The following is an 18,360-nucleotide window of genomic DNA, read 5'->3' on the forward strand; positions in this document are numbered from 1 at the left end:
GGGCAGGGGTGGGAGGAAAGAGTTTTTAACTATAATTAATGAAGATTTCAGAAATTACCATTTAAACCAGTTTCTTAAGCTAATTTATTTATTTTAGCTTGAGGGCGAACAGGAGAAACCGTGTTTCTTCGGTTATGCTAAGAAAGCAAATTGAAAACTCTGTGTCTTTAGACCGGGGAGTGTCAAGCGTAAGTGCTATGTATGTATGTATCAGCAACATCGGATACTATAAGAGTCGCCAAATAGTCATCCCTTTGCTAAAGTGGCGACAGGGTGCAGGGAAAAAATTTATCAGCTAGGGAATAGTGCCAATGAACTTCATAGTGCCCAATCGTATCCAAATTATCTTTCTTGCACCGCGATTCTGGATTAACTTGCTTGGTGCAGGTGCGATCGCTATTTTATCAGCATCAGGCGGAATCACGACTAAACCAGCTCACGCCTATTCTCCCCTGTCAGAGATAACGGATTCGGCGGAAACTGCGCCGACTATACCGAGCGAGGCTACATCATCAGATATGGTATCTGAAGATACCGCATTCGTAAAAGAGGAGGAGACACTCGCTCCCCAAGTATCTCTAAAGGAAGACTCGCTAGTACAAAGCGATGGCTTCCCTCACCTTAATCTAATTTTGGCGCAAATCCCTACTCTGCCACCAGTTCCAGTCCCCTCCCATCGAATTCCTCAAAGTTCCCGTAACTCAAGTTTAGGTCAACTTCCAGCTTTTCCTTCTGCTTCTCCTTCCCTGATTCCAGGAGTAGGGAATAATTATAATCCAGGATATGGGCAATATCCAAATTATCCTCAAGCCCAAAATTATCAACAAAATTACCCAAACCTAATCCCAGTAGCTGGGAATAATTACAACCCCGGATATGGACAATATCCAAATTATCCCCAACCCCAAAATTATCAACAAAATTATCCAAACCTAGTCCCAGCAGGCGCTTCTAATTATAATCCCGGATATGGACAATACCCTAATTATCCACAACCGCAAAATTACCAACAAAATTACCAAAATCAAATCCCAGTAGCTGGAAATAATTATAATCCCGGATATGGACAGTATCCCAATTATCCACAACCCCAAAATTATCAACAAAATTATCCAAATCAAATACCAGTAGCTGGGAATAACTATAATCCTGGATATGGGCAATATCCCAATTACCCCCAACCCCAAAATTACCAACAAAATTACCCAACTCAAATACCAGGAGCCGGGAATAACTATAATCCTGGATATGGGCAATACTCCAATTATCCCCAAACCCAAAATTACCAACAAAATTACCCAACCCAAATACCAGCAGCGGCTTCTAATTACAACCCCGGATATGGACAATATCCCAATTATCCGCAACCTGTAATCGTAATACCGGGACAAGGAATAGGAATACCCCAAGGATTAAATAACTACAATCCAGGCATGGGACAATTCCCAAATGGTGCGCAAACTATAATTTTAGTGCCAGTACCAATGATGGGGATACCGAATGGATTAAATAACTACAATCCTGGTACATTACAGCCCCAATATAACCCTCAATCCCAAGTTCCCTTACCACCACCTTTGAATCCAAATCCAGTTGGCTTTAATAACTATAATCCTGGCATAGGACAATCATCATACTACCCTCAGTCTCAAGTTCCCTTCCCTGCTCCTGTTAATGTAAATCCAGTTAGTTTTAATAACTATAATATAGGCATGGGAGGAGAGTCACCATATTATTCACAATCCCAAGTTCCATTACCGAATCCTGTTAATATAAATCCAGTTAATTTTAATAACTATAATCCTGGCATCGTAGCACAGTCACCAATTATCCCACAAATTCCACCTCAATACCCCAATCTTCCCAATCCCAATATTCCGAATCCCAACCTGCCTCAAATTAATCCCACATTCATTCCAATCAGTGGACAAACACCACCCAATGGTCCTTTTTCTCAACTAAGAAGTACCTCATTGAGACAGCCTTCTTTAACAGCACAAGGAAGTTTTATCACTCAGGGAGGATCTTCTGTAGGGAGGGCAAGACTTTCTGGGAAATATCCTCTATCACCTCAAGCTATATTTGGTGCAACTTTGGATGTAACTAGTGAAGCAAGTGGTTTGTCAGATTCTCCTGGAGATGGCATAAATATCAACGAACTTTACTTTGCCACAGCCCCATTTGCTGATATACCTAATCTACGATTTGTACTCGGTCAATTAGACTTAACATCATACTTCGATCGCAATAGTTTTGCTAAGGATGGTGTGACTCATTTCTTTAATTCTGCCTTTCAGACAAATCCTGCACTGAATGCTGCCGGGATTGCATCTCATCCAGGAGTTTTAGTTAATTGGACGTTAAATGATAATATTGAAGCTAAAGCAGCAGCATTCTCATCTTCTAACGCATTGAGTGATTTTTCTTTAGATGGATTTGCCGGAGAAATTGGTGTTCGCCAGGGTAATGCTATTGTTCGCGCTACTTATTCTACTGGGCGTGATGGTAGTGCTAAAACAAGTTTTCAAGAAGCTTTCTCAATTGACCGAGGTGATGGTACTTTTGGACTTGATGGTAAAGATCGTGAAGAATCTTATGGAATCAATGGAGAAGTTTTTATTCCGGAGTGGAATATGGGGGTTTTTGGTCGATACGGTAAGTATATCAATCGGGAGTTAGATGAATCTGCTTTAACCTATAATATTGGTGTCAGTTTTGTGGATGTATTTACTAAAGACGATCGTTTGGGATTAGCCTATGGGCAGCAATTATCCAATAATCAAGGACAGGAAAAACCGGATGTATTGGAACTTTTTTATGATTTTCGTTTGTTACCCAATATGCGGATTGGTTTTACATTACAGCAACATAATGGTTTGTCGGAAACTGATGTGGGTGTGCGGGTGAAAACTGATTTTGATGTTATTCCGAGGAATTAGTTGTTGGTTATTGGTGATTTTTACACCTCAGTTTTAGTGGGTTAGCATCTGATGTTAGCGTGATTACTGTTAAACCTTTGGAGAAATTGGGTTAGTGGATATCAACCAACAAAAAGAGCAATTTAGTAGCACTTTTGTCCGTGTTGTTGCTTCTGTTGCTGGTTATGCCCTCTACAAGCCAGAAGTAGATGAAGACAGTATTGACTGGGGTATTGCGGCTAAAGGGGGCAGAGGTTCGCTATACTCTCCTAGACTAGAATTACAGTTAAAATCTACCTCCAGAAATGTTATACATGATGCCTACCTCCGATATCATCCGATGATTCAGCGCATTGGTAATGGAGGTTCCCCATGAAAGTCACCATAAGAGATAGCCAGATTCTGAAAACAATTGAACCTGGTAAACTCGCCGAACATCTGCAAATGACGGGCTGGCATCAACACCATCCCCTTAATGAAAATAGTGTAATCTGGCTAAAAGATTACGCAGGCGAACCCGCTGAAATTATCCTACCTCTCAAACCTGAATTAGGCGATTACGCTTCCCGCATTAGTGATGCCCTCAAAACACTGGAAATCGTGGAACAACGTTCCCAATTGGAAATTCTAGGGGATATTTTTACCTGTGCATCAAACATCACCGTACAGGGGATTGTTATCAACCTGCAAGAAGGAATTACTGATGGTAAAGTTACTATTATGGGCGTTGTAGTAGGGAAGTTACGGCGAATTCAGTTAGAATTAGCTGAACCTGTCTATGAATTGGCAGTTAAAGCTTATCAAGCTAGAATTCCGGTAATCTGCCAAGGAGATTTAGCCAAACAAGGTAGCTATTTTGTCCTGAAAAACTCCCATCATTTTACTTTAGATTTAGAGGCATGGGTGAGTTGAATAAAGTCAGAAGTCAAAAAAACAATAATTATCAGTTACCCTTTATCTAAACAAACAACAAACAACAAACAACAAACAACCAATAACGAATGAATAAAATAATTGGATTAGGATTAGCTGGAATAGTTGCCACCATACCAATAATATCCTACGAAAGTGCCGCATACGCCCAAGCAACACCAACACTTGTCAGACAAGGATTTGGCTTACTAAATCAGGGGCGAGTGCAAGATGCGATCGCAATTTTTGAACAAGCTGTACAGCGCTATCCGGATTCCTTGGAAGCTAAGTTAGGTTTGGCTATTTCCTATCGGCGACAGGGATTAATTCCCCAAGCGTGGAGTGCCTATCAACAGGTGCTAGCACAAGATCCCAATAATCAATTAGCATTGAAAGCGGTAGGTTTATTGGGTACTTTTCGTTCCGAGTGGCAAGTACGAGGAATTGAAGCATTAACTAGGTTATTAAATATTAATCCTAACGATAATGAATCCCGTGGTATTCGTGCCTTACTTTATGGATATCAACAGCGGTTTGTTGAAGCTATTTCTGATTATCAAATAGTATTGCAAGCTAACCCGACACCAGAAATACTCTTAGGTGCTGCGGAAACCTATACTAATTCAGGGAATCCCCAACAAGGATTAGATTTATTTAACCGTTATCTTGCTACAGGTGGTAAACCAATTAGTGGTTTTACTGCTCTTGCTTACGCCCGTGCCTTGCGAGAAACTGGTAATCCGGGTGGAGCAATTCAGGTGTTAGAAAATCAACTGAGAATCTCTCCACAATTAGATGATTTAGGGATTCAAACACGAGGATCTTTATCTCAAGCTTATCTCGCTAATCGACAGGTAAATGAAGCATTAAACGTATTAGCCCCATTACAAGGAATTCTTGCTGCTATTTTACCTTTAGCGCGATCGCTAAATGCCATTCGCTCTCAAAGTAATAATCCGGCACTTACTCCCCAAATTGCTAGTCTCTACCGTCAAGCACTTGCTCAAATTCCCAATCCGGAACCCAAATTGCTGCGGGAGGTGGCGGATGTTTTTGCCGGAATACCCTCGGAAAGGCAAACTGCTTTACAAATTTACCAACAACTGATCCAAATAGAACCGAATAATCGCCCTTTAATTGTCAAAGTATTGGCTTTACAAAGTCAGCTTGGCTTAATTTCTAAAGCCGATTTGCGATCGCGTTTATTTGCTGCGGTACAACCCCTACCCGCAGATCCCAATGAACGACAACAACTTGCTCAAAGTTTAGCAGGAATCGATCCACCAGGACCAGAATTTATTGCTGTTTATTTTGGTTTACTCCAATCGGGTGCTAATGTACCATTTTTAAATTTCCGCATCGCTCAACTTTTAATCGAAAATAACGATTTAGGTGGGGCAAGACAAGCTTTAGCTGCTTACGCTGCCACGCCAGAAGGAGCGAAGGATTTATCCCCTCAATTACTAGCTGCTGAAATTGAGCGACGCGAGGGTAATTTAGAAGGAAGTGCTTATCGTTATCAAGCTTTAATTGCTAGCAATCCACCGGATTCAGATATTATAATGGGCGCACTGCGAGGTTTGGCAACAGTGCGGGTGCAACAGAATCGCCCGATTGATGCACTAGTTATATTTGACCAACTTATTGCTCGCAATCCCCAAGATTTAACGCTACAATTAGCTCGTACTTCTCTGGCTTATGAAGCGAAAGTGATTTCTGAATTACAAGCAGAGGGAATTCTGAATTACTGGTTTCAAACCCAACCGCCTAACAATGCACCACCAGAATTATTTGCTCTAGTTGGTACATTACCCGCTCATGCTAGACGGGAAGGAATATATAATTATCTCCTCCAAATCGATCCAAATAATATCCCTATTCAAATCCGCTCCATTCAAGTTATCGCCCAGAGAAGTCCAGAGCAAGCAAGGGTAAGAGTAGCTGAATTAGTTGCTCGCGATCCTACTAATATTCGCAGTTACTTTTTGCAAGGAGAATTAGGGCAAGCGATTAAAGATTTTGAATTAGCATCCCAAGCCTACAATATTATATTAGCCGCGCAACCCAGTAATCGAGATGCTTTATCCGCATTAGCGGGAGTGCGATTTCAACAAAAACGGTTTAATGATGCGGCTGATTTGTATTATCAATCCTTGGCAATTAACCCAAATGATAAGGATATTCGCCGTACTTTGATAGATTTGGATAGAGCGAGAGATTTTCAGATGAAAGCATTTACAGAAATTGAGGGAATGCAAATCGAACAAATTCAAAATGGGGGAGTAGTTAATAGCGATTTATCCCGTCGCCGTCAGGAAATTCAAGAGGATTTTTTACAACGGCGGGGATTCCAACCACCTTGGGAACAGTATTGATAAAGGGGTTGATGTGGGGATTTTCTCAGAAACCATTACTGGATTAGTCGCCATTCACGGGCATCAACAAATTGAGATAAATGTGCTACATTCGTAGTAGCAATTATAACTTCATTCCCCTCCTCTGCTATCAATGCCGCCTGAGCTGCTAAAATTACATCACCATCCAAAGCTTTAGAGTCGGCTTTTGGTTTTCCTTCCTGTCGTGGCGCCCAAAAATCGGCAGCCTTGAGGATTACTTCTGTAGTGATAGGTAAGTAACAAAGGAGAGCTTTGAGTTGGTTAAGTCGTTGAATACCTGCTATTTTACCTGCCCGAAGCAATTCACGTCGAACTTCATAGTCTGCGATTTCAGGTAACATCACTATGTAGCCCTTTGGCTCCAGAGAATTGAACCAAAGTTTGCATTCATGACATACAAGTGATTTCGCTTTAGGAGTGGTAACCATTCCTAAAGGATCAGAATCTAGTAATATTATTTTGCTCATGGAATGGTTTATATTGATACGGGATTTTCTTCTAGGTTTTGACAGAGAATTTCAGCGGTTTCTGTTTGCTCTTCTTCATCTCCATCTTCCTCCCATTTCCTTAACAATTCACTTAACGCAATTTGCTGTACAGCTTTCTTTACAGGGTGAGGATTCTTGATTCCATCCATCGCCTTTACCCAAGCATCCGACGATACTGGCTTCATTGTGACGCTTTCACGAAATAAACGCACGATTTGCAGTAAATTGGGCAAATATTCGTCTGGTGTTTGCTGAATTTCGAGAATTAACTTGGCGAGGAGATAGTTTTCATGTGCAACTTCTGTACTCGGTATGTTTGTTAAACTACTTAAATTTTGCTCAGACATATTTTTCTCCCTATATTTGATCTCTCCCTTACCATAAAAATCAGTAAGGCGGACATTTTTTCACTATACCTCAAGTATCTTGCTTAATTTTAGGATATTTTAGGTCAAGGATGTCAAATGGGTTCTATAGAAAGACAGATTACTTTAGAATTAAGTAAGACGAATCAACCGATGTCAAGAGAAGACTTGAGACAAGTTTTATCATTATCATCAGTGGATTTAATTAATGGGTTACAATCTTTGAGTAAGCGCTATTTACTCAAAACAACAGAAGGGAATAAAATCCTGTTTAATTTATCTCCGGTTTTTCGAGAATATATGATAATTTATGATTAAAATAGTTTATTAATTGCCGTAATACTATAATCTCAAATATAAAATGATATCAGATCCTCATCTTCGCATTCCCATTGCCATTAGTTTGGGGGCAATTGCGGGTGCATTAAGTCGCTACTATCTGACTTTATGGTTTGCTAAAACCTTCGGGATATCTTTTCCATTCGGCACTCTTTTTATTAACCTAACTGGGTGTTTGGGGATGGGATTTTTTGTTACCTTTGCTTTAGAAAGAGTTGTGGCAATTTCTCCAGAGGTAAGGTTAATGGTAACGACTGGTTTTCTGGGTGCTTATACGACTTTTTCCACTTATGGATTGGAGAGTGTGATGTTGTTGCGGGAGGGGAGTTTTACCGCTGCGGGTTTTTATTGGGCGGGAAGTGCGATATTGGGGCTGATTAGCATTCAATTGGGCGTTATTTTAGCTGGGTTATTAAAATGAAAATGAACTACTCTGACATCCTTGGCAAATGTCGGGATTACTCCTTAACTTCCTTAAACTAAAAATACAGCAGATTGTTGGTCGATCGAATACACTTCAGAAACCCGATTTCTTAAAGAAACCGGGTTTCTATGTACCTCATATACTTGCAATCTGCTGTATATTACTCACAATTTCAACCTGTTTTTCATCCTTTTCCTGACTTTTATCTCGATTGATAAATTCTTCAAACAAACTAAAAAACCTATCGACTGCGCTCTTTTCATCGGCGGAATGAAACAGCAGAATACTTGCCCATAATTGTCCCGTCTCAATATTGAATCTATCTCGTATCCATTTTAGGAATTCTTGAAATTCAGCCTCTTCTTCTGTCAACGGTACGCCAATTTCGCGTCTAGCAAAATAATATCCATCCAAAAATGCCTGGAGATTAAAGATGGAATGCCTCCCCAAATACATCGCGGGTCTTTTTTTTGATATTTTTGAGCAAATCGTATAAATTTTTCATGTTTAACTCATCCAATGCCTAGATCTAAAAGATTACTTCGGTTACCTGAAATTCTCGTCTTGGGAAACGCTATAATTATAATAAATTAGGTTAGCATAAATCTAGCACACCTGACAACGACTATGACTTCCATAGACTATTTCTACAAACTTTTATCTCGCCGAGAGTACAGCGTGCGGGAGCTTACCCAAAAAGCGCAAGCAAAAGGGTTCGATCTTCAGGAAATCGCTAAATCTATTGAGGATTTACAGGAGCAAAATTATCAATCTGACTCCCGCGTAGTCGAAAGCCTAATTACCTCCTATCATGGTAAATATGGCAAGTCGCTGATTAAGCGCAAATGTCTGGAGAAGGGAATTAATTCCGATCTATTTGAGGAAATTTGGGCATCTCAAACTGAGGAAGAGGATACGGGTGAATTGGATGAGTTAAAAGCTAAGGTGATGCGGAAGTATAAGATTGATAACTTTCGTTCTATTGAGCAGAAAACTAAGGTAAAATTATGGAATTATCTTCAGTATAGGGGGTTTAATCCTGGTCAGGTTTTAGCACAGTGGCAGAGGGAGCAGGATGAGATGGTTGAGTAGGGGATAAGAGGTCTTTTTTACGCAGAGGTGCGCAGAGGGTAAGAGAGAGGTTCGCAGAGGTTTTGAGGTAAGATGTGAAATGATTATGAGAGGAGGTTTTTTTTACAGATAGATAACAACAAACAACTAACAACTAACAACTAACAACTAACAACTAACATGCCAACTCGACCTTATCTATTTTATGCTTTAACTAACAGCGTTTGCTCGAAATGCTTGGTTAAGGTTGAAGCGAAAATTATCTTTAGAGATGATTGCGTTTATTTGGTGAAACATTGTCCGACTCATGGACATGAGGAAGTCCTGATTGCTGATGATATTGAGTATTATAAGAAATCTCTGGAATTTATTAAGCCAGGGGATATGCCACTCAAATTTAATACGCCAATAAAATACGGTTGTCCTTATGATTGTGGACTCTGCCCGGATCACGAACAACATAGCTGTCTTACTTTAATTGAAGTGACGGATAGGTGCAATCTTTCTTGTCCTATTTGTTATGCGGATTCCGGTGCTGAAGAACTTTCTACTAATGGAAATCAACCCCGAAAGCACCGGAGTTTAGCCCAAATTGAACGGATGTTAGATGCAGTGGTGGCTAATGAAGGGGAACCCCAAATCATTCAGTTGAGTGGAGGGGAACCTACTATTCATCCAGAATTCTTTGAAATTATGGATTTGGTGAAGAGTAAGCCGATTAAGCATTTAATGATTAATACTAATGGAGTGAGGATTGCCAAAGATAAAACATTTTGCCATCGCCTTAGTCAGTATAAGCCAGGAATTGAAATTTATTTGCAATTTGATAGCTTTGAAGCCGAAGCACTTCAGGAGTTGCGGGGGGCTGATTTACGGGAAGTGCGGAAAAACGCGATCGCAAATCTGAATGAGTTTAATATCTCCACCACCTTAGTTGTCACCCTCAAAAAAGGATTGAATGATGGGGAAATAGGTAAAATTATCGATTACGCATTAAAACAGAAATCTGTGCGAGGTGTAAACTTTCAACCCATTCAAGCTGCGGGGCGTTTGACTGGATTTGATGCAAAAAAGAATAGATATACTCTGACAGAAGTCCGCAGATCGATTTTACAGCAAAGTCCCCACTTTAAACCAGAAGATATTTTACCAGTTCCCTGTCATCCCGATTGTTTGGCGATGGGTTATGCGCTAAAGTTGAATGGTAAAGTAATCCCATTAACTGGATTAATCGATCCTAACAAATTTGTCGATATCGTGCCTAATAGCGTTATTTACGAACAAAATGAAGAACTAAAGCGCCATATTTTTGAGTTATTTTCCACCAGTCATTCTCCTCTGTCTGCCGCGACTTCATTAAAACAACTACTCTGTTGTTTGCCGATGCTACCTGTACCCGAAGGGATTAATTATGACAATGTGTTTCGAGTAATGATTGTTCAATTCTTAGACGCTTATAATTTTGATGTTCGTTCCGTAAAAAGATCCTGTATTCACATTGTCCATCCCGATGGGAGAATTATTCCCTTTGATACCTTTAATATGTTCTATCGAGAGGGTAGTGCTGGATATCACTTAGTTTCTCAACTTCATGAAAATGCACCAAATCTAAACTATGTTACCCAGAAATGAGACGTAAAACAATGAATGAATTTGGGAAAATATTCTTAGGTATTTTGTTACTTTCAGGATGCCATATATCGGCGCTTACTATATTAGGAGCAATTGCCTCAGCAGCAAGCTCAACAGGGAATTCCAGTATCGGAATCATATACTTATATGCACTATTAGGAATTGGCATAACTCAACTAATCTATGTTATTCCCCTAGTATTTTGGCTGAGGTGGAAGCGAAAATGGGGATTAATGAAAGGAATCATTATCGGGGCGGTATTGACAGCTTTACTAAATGGGGGTTGCTGGTTATTGTTTAAAAATATGTTTCCCTAAAAGAGTTCCTCGCACACCAATTGGGCTAACTTTTGTGCCGCACCAGGTTTACCTCGAACCCCACGGAGACGGGAGCGCATTTCTTCTAACTTTTCTGGATTTTCTAAATAATCTAGAACCAATTTTGCCACATCCTGCGGCTCAAGTTTTCCCGCAAATTCTGGTACAATTTCCTCCTTTGCCCAAATATTAGGCCATGCAAATAAACGCCCCTTTCGCAAAACCTGTTGTAAAACAAACCAGTTAATTAACTTAGCAAAACTCGATCCCACTCCTGGTAAATTTGCCAATAATCCCGGCAATCCATCCCAACTCCGCATGGCATCCAATTGGTTAGTAGGTAGCAAAATAATCATCGGTACTCCTAATGCGCCTAACTCAGCAGTATTTGCACCTACAGTAGTCAGACATATTTGGCATTGAGATAAAAGATGATGAGCTGGAAACTCTTGCCAAAGTTCAACAGATAAACCTTTACTTGTCTTAAGAAATGGTTGTTCTTGATTAGATGAATCGCCAATTTTTAAAGATGAATTGGCAGGAGTAGTGGGAGCATCCTGTTTTGGAAGAAATGCAGGCTGTATTCTTGCTCCCCCCTTTGACAAGGGGGGCTGGGGGGTTTTTTTTGTCAAAAAATGAGTATCTTTGCCAAAGTGGGATGCTCCCGTAGTGGGATAATCCTGTTTTGGCAAAGATACTTGTTTTTCGCTAGAGTTTTCACCCCCCCAACCCCCCTTATTAAAGGGGGGAGCAAGAATATAATCTCGGTTTTTGCTAGATTGGGATGATTCTGAAGTAGTTTCTGGTTTGTTCGATCTAATCTGATCTGTATTTTCTGGTATAATTAGTTCAGCACTTGCCCAACTAAATTGGTCGATTAGTGGATTTTGTTTAGGATTTGCAAAAGATACCAAAGTTGCTAAATCTAAAGTTGGTGCAACCGGAATCCCAAAGCGAGTTTGGGGTTTAGCTGCGTGAATATATTCTGCGATCGCTAAAGTTAAAGGTAATCCCTGTGCTAGTTTCGCTGCTTTAGATCCAGGAAATAATACTACCAAATTACTCCTAAAATCTACCACCTCATCCCGTGCTACATCTGACATTAAATCTCCCACAACAGTAAACTTTTTAGCATACTTTTGTGACACACTGGCAATAGTTTCCGCTTTCATTACTCCAAAACGATCGATTAAAGAATGCCATCGTGCTTCCCATTCAGCATAAACAACAGTACGATAACCTAAACGTTTACCAATAACTACAGTGAAAAATTGATCTCCACCTAAGAAAACAACAACACCTTTATCTCGCCAATCCCAATTTTCTGCCGTTTTCCCCCACAGCAAAAATGGCCAAAAATGCTCCGCACTCTGAACTCGATTTACCTCAGAATATGAAAGTGCGATCGCAGCTTCTTTGCCAGTCGCGTTGGGACAAGGGGATAGTATAACTGAAATCCGGATTAAATCATAATTATTTCCTAGTTTTTCTCGCAAAGCTTTAACGACAGGAAGTACCCAAGTAGTTACTTCTCCTGGTGCGTTAGATAGAATTAAGATATCCACTGGCTCAATTACTGACATTATTTAGTCTCCTTAATTATTTTATTCAACGCAGCGATACCGAGAATTTTAGGAATTTTATACCAAGTTGGAGCTATATATTTTTATCCTTCATCCTTCAACATTCAACCTTCATCCTTCATCCTTGTAGCGGGTGTTACAAAATCCTGACATTAGCTTTGTTAACCTGAGAAGCAACACCTAAAAGTAAGTAGGTTCGCCATGGCAGGATTACCGCAACTCCGTATTAAAATCTCCCTTCTTCACTCTAGGTTACCCATCCCCTACTCCCTATTTTCTCAGGAGGCGGCATGGCTTCAGTTCATATTTTAATTATTGAGGGTAACCCTCACTTGCGATCGCTATTAGGCTGGCACTTACAGCAGGCAGGGTATGGGGTATATCAATCTGCCTCACTTCAGCAGGCGAGAGATACCATCTTCCATCGTCAACCGACACTCATCATCCTCGACTCTGACTTACCCGATGGCGATGGTGTAGAATTTTGCTCCTGGATTGGGCAGCAACTACAGTCGCCCATCTTAATGCTATCAGCCCGCGATCGCGAAGCTGATATTGTCAGAGGTTTAAAAGCAGGCGCTGACGATTATCTAAAAAAACCCTTTGGAATGCAAGAATTTTTGGCACGGGTTGAGGCACTACTCCGCCGCATTCGCATGAGTGCTGCTCCAATGATACTCGAATACGGGGATATCAAAATCGATTTAGTCCAGCGTCGGGTATGTTTTAAAGGTGAATTTATTGACTTAACCCCTCAAGAATTTAGCTTACTCTACGTGTTAGCCCAAGCGGAAGGATTACCATTAACTCGTTCAGAATTACTGCGTCGTGCTTGGCCAGATGCTATTGATAACCCCCGCACCATTGATACCCATGTCCTCTCTCTCCGCAAAAAAGTTGAAAAAGATCCCCGACAACCCAACTTAATTCAAACTGTTCGCAATGTCGGTTATCGGTTTAATCCAGATATCCTTCAGAGAGATCAATTTACACAAAAAAAACTACCAGATCGCAACAATAATCCTCAGTTGATATCAGTGGGATCTAGAAATTAGTTATTTGTTGGTTATTTGTTGGTTATTTGTTATTTATTCTTTGTGATTATTTGTTGGTTATTTGTTATTTGTCTGGGTAATGGGGAATGGGTGATTGATAATTAGCCATCATTTTCGAGTCAAGGACAACCAACAACTAACAACTAACAACTAACAACCAACAACTAATAACCAACAACCAACAACAAGTCAAAACCACTCTTGAGAAGCTTGAGTTTCAGCATCAACTAACCTTTCTCGCAAATATTGCCAATCCATCTGAATCGACGAAGTATCCTCAAGTAACTGCCCCTGCTGCAAATAGAATACCCTGTCACAAAACCTTTGGGCCATATCAAGCTGATGATTAACCATTAAAATAGTCATCCCCTGATTTTCCGCCAAATCAACCAAAACATTAAGCACATGAATACCAGTGCCAGCATCAAGAGCAGATGTTGGCTCATCAAGTAATAATATTTTAGGTTGAATAACCAAAGCACGCGCGATTGCAACTAATTGCCGTTGTCCAGCAGAAAGCTGCAATTCTGTCCTCTCCAACCATTCATTAGGAATATGGAAAAGTTCCCGCATCATTTCCACCCGTTGTTCGATTGCATTTCTCGAGAACTTCTGCAATACTAATGGATAATCCAAAGCCTCTCTAACCGTCATTCCTAATAATTTAGGTTCTTGAAGCAGCAACATCACCGCCCGCCGCAAATCTAAAACAGGAATTTTCCGATAATCTCGATCATCTAAATAAATGATACCACCAGTCGGTTCCTCCAATCGATTCAACAGTCGCAACAGAGAAGTTTTACCAGCACCAGATGACCCAATTATACAAATACGTTCCCCTCTATTCACCGCCAAAGAAATACCTGTTAATATAGGCATTCCCTTGAGTGCCCCCTTGCCCTCAGTAACAAGACTCACCTCCTTTAACTCAAGTTGAGGCGACTGAATCTGCGGCTCTAATACTTCTTCAAAATTCAAAACTTTGCGTCCTTTGCGCTCTTCCTTTGCGCCCTTTGCGTTTAAAATATATATTTAAGCCACCAACCCCAGACTGATTGCCGTCCAAATAGTCCAGCCATCAACAAGCAACAGCAGCAATGTAAATCCTAACAAAATCAGATACATCCAAGGCTGAGATAAAGGTCGAATATCAGTAGTATCAATTCCCGTATAATTTTCGATTAGCCCAACCAACCGAGCAAATCCCACTACCCGCATTGGCAGTAAATAAGCTCGATCCGAAGATTTACTTACAAAATAATACACCAATCCCCCTTGCCCTGTGGTGCGCATTTTCAAATCCTTCACCTCAGCCCAAGATAAAAACCACCCTTTGCGAAAGAAAGAAGGAAACCAAAAGGGATAGACTACCTGAATTTTTTCCTCATCCACAATTACCCTTTCACTTAACGCACCCCAAAGGGCAAATAATCCCAAACATAATCCCACCCATAGCACCTCTGACGGTAAGGGTGCGGCAGCAGCCGAAGCTAAAAACGGTAGGGGAATAGTCAGCGCCAGATAGAAAGCGAGTAAGGTGATGCGAATCAAGGGGGAAATGTGAAAGACAGAATAGCTAGATGGCTGGGATTCCGATAGCATGTTTATGTTTTGTAACAGTTAAGATATTTTTCTATTATCTCTCAGCTTTACATTATTTGACATACCGATCCATTTAATTGTGCTAAAGTCAAAGTTGTTAGGCTTTAATAACAGGGGAGGCTGTATGTTAGTACTGCACAAACCAACTGGTGCGTTGGTGGAAGTCCTGACGCTGGAGGACCTTTATAATCCATGCCTTACGGAAATTATGGGTCAATTGCAGGCGGGAGAAGAAATGCAAGATCCCGAATCTTTCCCCAAATCCGATCTGGTTTTTCCCTCTGGTGAATCTCTGCCTCGTTGCTGGCTAGATTCTCACTATCGCCAAAATCATCTTAACAAAGTTAGTTTTGCGATCGCAGTTTAAAGAATTATCTCCAGTAGGGTGTGTTTGTCAGCTATCCTACTGGACATTAATTTTGAGCATTAAGGAAGTTTTAGTGCCAATAGGTATCGCCCTAGATAGACATAACGATATGACTTAGTACACGACAACGGAAATAAACCAATCGTTAATACCCTTGGCAAAAAAATAAAATCCTGGGGTTGACAGTAGTTCAAAACTTCTCTATTCTTATATAAGTGCCTTCAAACGAGACACTGAGGATCATATTGTCCATAGTCCCTTACTTTACAGTTTGTAACTGAGATCCACAAAAAATGAATAAAGTATCGAAGATCATCAAAATTGCTTTGGCATTTTTGTTTGCGTTTGTTCTGTCCTTTAACTTAGTCGTCGAGCGAGCGATGGCAACAGGTGAATTTAGCCAAACCTGCGAGGACATATATATTGATGATCCATATCTTGTCGCAACTTGCGAAAAAGCAGATGGAGTGACTAAAGAAAATAGCGATATCAACTTAAATGAATACATTGGTGCTAAAGATGGCATATTATCCTGGGGTGGCAAATATTTTGCCGACACCTGCGACGATATTGCTTTAGCACAGTCACTGGCGACCAAAGAATTGTTACTTACTGCTCAGTGTAAAAAAGCAGATGGCATAGAGCAATCAGATATCGAGCTAGATGCTCACATTGCTAACATTGATGGCAGTCTAACATACGAATAATTAATTACCATTAGACATCTCCAGAAATTAGGTTTTCATCTAGACAGGGCAATGGTTTGAGATTCTTTTTCGGAGATGTCTATTGAGAAAGGCGAGGTTAAGAGGGTGTAAAATATGATGGCTTCGCCCGCCGTAAGCATCGCACTTACTCCATCTTAGCCCCCTTGTGAAGCAGGGCTGTTTCATTATCCTTATATTCATTTAGATATTTGCCAGATTATAGCACAGGCTATAACTTAATTGAACTAGTGTGGCATTCAAGCAAAGCATATATTGCTAATCGACCCTTTAAATGACTACCAGAAAAATTCATATCCATTTTTAGATTAAATAAAGGAATAATAAAGAGGTTTCCCTCCTTCTGACTATCAAAACTAAACCATGTTTTTGCACCATACAATGACTACCTTAACTTCTGGGATGGCATCCCTAATTGCTCCTGTACCGTTATTAGCAACAGTCGAGCCAGAAAATTCACCAATTGTTCTCAGCGGAGTTTTACTGAGTTTAGTAGTCATCTATCTCGCCAGTAAACTGGGGGCAGAAGTAGCGAGGAATTTTGATTTCCCCCCTGTTTTGGGCGAACTAGTCGCAGGGGTGATTGTTGGTGTATCTGCTTTACACCTAATCGTGTTTCCTGAAGGTGGATTATCAGCCTCAGATTCAGTAGTTATGACTGTGCTGGAATGGATTAATCATCTATCTCCTGAAGCACTTATCAATGTATTTGAGTCCCAAAGTGAAGTTGTTTCAGTTTTAGCTGAATTAGGCGTAATTATTCTCCTCTTTGAAATTGGGCTAGAATCCGATCTCAGACAACTAAAAGAAGTGGGAATTCAAGCTGTTGTTGTCGCCTGTGTGGGGGTAGCAGTGCCTTTTGCCGCTGGTACAGTTGGCTTAATGATGTTATTCCATACTCCGGCAATTCCGGCAATTTTTGCAGGTGCGGCATTAACAGCAACTAGTATCGGAATTACATCCAAAGTATTGTCTGAATTAGGACAACTTAAATCCAAAGAAGGTCAAATAATTGTTGGGGCTGCTGTGATTGATGATGTGTTGGGCATTATTGTCCTAGCTGTTGTCGCCAGTTTAGCTAAAACAGGTGAGATTGATGTTATTAATGTCATTTATTTGATTATCAGTGCTACTGCTTTTTTAATCGGTTCGATTCTCTTAGGTGGCATTTTTAACAAAAGCTTTACAGCGATTGTCGAGAAACTCAAAACTCGTGGAAATATAGTGATTCCGGCATTTATTTTTGCCTTCTTTATGGCATTTCTGGGCAACGCCATTCATCTTGAGGCGATTTTGGGTGCATTTGCAGCAGGCTTAGTTTTGGATGAAAGTGATGCCCGTAATGAGTTAGATGAATTGGTGAAGCCGATTTCAGATTTACTAGTACCTATCTTTTTTGTGACTGTGGGTGCTAGGGCTGATTTGGGTGTGCTAAATCCAGCCGTACCGGAGAATCGGGCAGGACTTTCGATCGCCGTATTTTTGATTGTGGTAGCAATTTTCGGTAAAGTGGTGACAGGTTGGGCGGTATTTGGTCAACCTGGAATTAATCGAATTGCGATTGGGATTGGCATGATTCCACGAGGTGAAGTGGGATTAGTTTTTGCTGGAATTGGCTCCGCAAGTGGAGTGCTGGATAAGCCTTTAGAGGTATCAATTATTATCATGGTAATTCTCACTACATTTTTGGCTCCGCCATTTTTGCGAGTTGCTTTTGGGAAACCTCTGCAACCACCAACTACAGGGGAAAATTTAACGGAGTCATCTACTTTGCCAGGTGAATCTTAGCTGAAATAGACAGGATCGTTAATTCTCTGTCTCATCGATTAAGTCCATTAAAACTGATAACTTGCACCATTGTCAGTAGAGCAAGAAAACCAGCCGTGGACTCAAGTCCACGGCTAATAGCTGAAGTCCATTGAAATGGACTAAAATTATGAGCCAGTTATATTTAGACAGTTTCCCCCTCACCCTCAAACAAAAGCAATTAACATAAGTTAACAAAAAAAAGTAATTGGCATAAGTAATTAACATAATTTAACAAAAGAAAGTAATCCATATAACTTAACAAATTAGGAAACGGCTGAAAGTGTATTAAATTCGTCGATCTGTATTAAGATTAATTCTCAATACTTGACGAGATTGCGTCGTTTCAGCTATTATTGG

19 protein-coding genes are annotated in these 18,360 nt (G+C 40.4%); 13 read left to right on the plus strand and 6 right to left on the minus strand.

Going from position 1 to position 18,360, the window contains the following annotated elements; translation table 11 throughout:
* Positions 1 to 311: 311 nt before the first annotated feature.
* The 4 genes from NJ959_RS11390 to NJ959_RS11405 all read left to right on the plus strand — a co-directional run bounded on the left by NJ959_RS11390 (position 312) and on the right by NJ959_RS11405 (position 6,205).
* Positions 312 to 2,939, plus strand: coding sequence for a hypothetical protein (locus NJ959_RS11390; protein ID WP_254011872.1), 2,628 nt, complete (start codon positions 312 to 314; stop codon positions 2,937 to 2,939).
* Positions 2,940 to 3,033: 94 nt separating this feature from the next.
* A complete protein-coding gene (locus NJ959_RS11395; protein ID WP_254011873.1) occupies positions 3,034 to 3,294 on the plus strand; it encodes a DUF4365 domain-containing protein in 261 nt (86 codons plus the stop codon).
* On the plus strand, positions 3,291 to 3,830 hold the full coding sequence (locus tag NJ959_RS11400) for a hypothetical protein (RefSeq protein WP_254011874.1): 540 nt from the start codon (positions 3,291 to 3,293) through the stop codon (positions 3,828 to 3,830). Before NJ959_RS11395 ends, NJ959_RS11400 begins: the two co-directional genes overlap by 4 nt.
* Before the next feature lie 89 nt (positions 3,831 to 3,919).
* The gene (locus NJ959_RS11405; RefSeq protein ID WP_254011875.1) at positions 3,920 to 6,205 is read left to right on the plus strand and encodes a tetratricopeptide repeat protein; all 2,286 of its coding nucleotides are present in this window, start codon (positions 3,920 to 3,922) and stop codon (positions 6,203 to 6,205) included.
* A gap of 35 nt (positions 6,206 to 6,240) precedes the next feature.
* On the opposite strand, the gene NJ959_RS11410 is transcribed toward NJ959_RS11405, so the two are convergent.
* Positions 6,241 to 6,567 carry a PIN domain-containing protein gene (locus NJ959_RS11410; RefSeq protein ID WP_254011876.1) on the minus strand — a complete coding sequence of 109 codons (327 nt, stop codon included), beginning with the start codon at positions 6,565 to 6,567 and terminating at the stop codon, positions 6,241 to 6,243.
* 134 nt (positions 6,568 to 6,701) lie between these two features.
* A complete protein-coding gene (locus tag NJ959_RS11415; RefSeq protein WP_254011877.1) occupies positions 6,702 to 7,061 on the minus strand; it encodes a hypothetical protein in 360 nt (119 codons plus the stop codon).
* 117 nt (positions 7,062 to 7,178) lie between these two features.
* Here NJ959_RS11415 and NJ959_RS11420 point away from each other — a divergent pair, with 117 nt between their 5' ends.
* Together NJ959_RS11420 and crcB are read left to right on the plus strand one after the other, a co-directional pair.
* Entirely contained in the window at positions 7,179 to 7,397 is a 219-nt protein-coding gene (locus NJ959_RS11420; RefSeq protein WP_254011878.1) for a hypothetical protein, read from the plus strand.
* A 43-nt stretch (positions 7,398 to 7,440) separates the two neighbouring features.
* Positions 7,441 to 7,839, plus strand: a complete 399-nt coding sequence (crcB, locus tag NJ959_RS11425; RefSeq protein ID WP_254011879.1) for a fluoride efflux transporter CrcB — start codon at positions 7,441 to 7,443, stop codon at positions 7,837 to 7,839.
* A gap of 138 nt (positions 7,840 to 7,977) precedes the next feature.
* On the opposite strand, the gene NJ959_RS11430 is transcribed toward crcB, so the two are convergent.
* The gene (locus NJ959_RS11430; RefSeq protein WP_373693644.1) at positions 7,978 to 8,298 is read right to left on the minus strand and encodes a hypothetical protein; all 321 of its coding nucleotides are present in this window, start codon (positions 8,296 to 8,298) and stop codon (positions 7,978 to 7,980) included.
* Positions 8,299 to 8,469: 171 nt separating this feature from the next.
* On the opposite strand from NJ959_RS11430, the gene NJ959_RS11435 reads away from it, so the two are divergent.
* The 3 genes from NJ959_RS11435 to NJ959_RS11445 all read left to right on the plus strand — a co-directional run bounded on the left by NJ959_RS11435 (position 8,470) and on the right by NJ959_RS11445 (position 10,862).
* Positions 8,470 to 8,934, plus strand: a complete 465-nt coding sequence (locus NJ959_RS11435) for a regulatory protein RecX (protein ID WP_254011881.1) — start codon at positions 8,470 to 8,472, stop codon at positions 8,932 to 8,934.
* 159 nt (positions 8,935 to 9,093) lie between these two features.
* Positions 9,094 to 10,545, plus strand: coding sequence for a radical SAM protein (locus tag NJ959_RS11440; RefSeq protein WP_254011882.1), 1,452 nt, complete (start codon positions 9,094 to 9,096; stop codon positions 10,543 to 10,545).
* On the plus strand, positions 10,542 to 10,862 hold the full coding sequence (locus NJ959_RS11445; protein ID WP_254011883.1) for a hypothetical protein: 321 nt from the start codon (positions 10,542 to 10,544) through the stop codon (positions 10,860 to 10,862). The genes NJ959_RS11440 and NJ959_RS11445 overlap by 4 nt, the downstream gene beginning before the upstream one ends.
* Here NJ959_RS11445 and NJ959_RS11450 read toward each other — a convergent pair.
* The gene (locus NJ959_RS11450; protein WP_254011884.1) at positions 10,859 to 12,445 is read right to left on the minus strand and encodes a glycosyltransferase family protein; all 1,587 of its coding nucleotides are present in this window, start codon (positions 12,443 to 12,445) and stop codon (positions 10,859 to 10,861) included. The two genes, NJ959_RS11445 and NJ959_RS11450, sit on opposite strands and share 4 nt — an antisense overlap.
* 290 nt (positions 12,446 to 12,735) lie before the next feature.
* Here NJ959_RS11450 and NJ959_RS11455 point away from each other — a divergent pair, with 290 nt between their 5' ends.
* A complete protein-coding gene (locus tag NJ959_RS11455; RefSeq protein ID WP_254011885.1) occupies positions 12,736 to 13,500 on the plus strand; it encodes a response regulator transcription factor in 765 nt (254 codons plus the stop codon).
* Between the two features lie 189 nt (positions 13,501 to 13,689).
* Here NJ959_RS11455 and NJ959_RS11460 read toward each other — a convergent pair whose 3' ends face one another.
* Positions 13,690 to 14,478 (minus strand): ABC transporter ATP-binding protein, encoded by a 789-nt coding sequence (locus tag NJ959_RS11460; protein ID WP_254011886.1) that lies wholly within the window; start codon positions 14,476 to 14,478, stop codon positions 13,690 to 13,692.
* A gap of 54 nt (positions 14,479 to 14,532) precedes the next feature.
* Positions 14,533 to 15,102, minus strand: a complete 570-nt coding sequence (locus tag NJ959_RS11465) for a hypothetical protein (protein WP_254011887.1) — start codon at positions 15,100 to 15,102, stop codon at positions 14,533 to 14,535.
* A gap of 124 nt (positions 15,103 to 15,226) precedes the next feature.
* Between NJ959_RS11465 and NJ959_RS11470 the strand changes: the two genes are divergently transcribed.
* The 3 genes from NJ959_RS11470 (at position 15,227) to NJ959_RS11485 (ending at position 17,982) form a co-directional block, all read left to right on the plus strand.
* Positions 15,227 to 15,469 carry an acetyltransferase gene (locus tag NJ959_RS11470; RefSeq protein ID WP_254011888.1) on the plus strand — a complete coding sequence of 81 codons (243 nt, stop codon included), beginning with the start codon at positions 15,227 to 15,229 and terminating at the stop codon, positions 15,467 to 15,469.
* 293 nt (positions 15,470 to 15,762) lie between these two features.
* Positions 15,763 to 16,176 (plus strand): mannose-binding lectin, encoded by a 414-nt coding sequence (locus tag NJ959_RS11475; protein ID WP_254011889.1) that lies wholly within the window; start codon positions 15,763 to 15,765, stop codon positions 16,174 to 16,176.
* 381 nt (positions 16,177 to 16,557) lie between these two features.
* The gene (locus tag NJ959_RS11485) at positions 16,558 to 17,982 is read left to right on the plus strand and encodes a cation:proton antiporter (RefSeq protein WP_373693645.1); all 1,425 of its coding nucleotides are present in this window, start codon (positions 16,558 to 16,560) and stop codon (positions 17,980 to 17,982) included.
* The last annotated feature ends 378 nt before the right edge of the window (positions 17,983 to 18,360 follow it).

Source organism: Limnofasciculus baicalensis BBK-W-15 (genome assembly GCF_024178385.1).
In the GTDB taxonomy this organism is placed as follows: Bacteria; Cyanobacteriota; Cyanobacteriia; order Cyanobacteriales; family Coleofasciculaceae; genus Limnofasciculus; species Limnofasciculus baicalensis.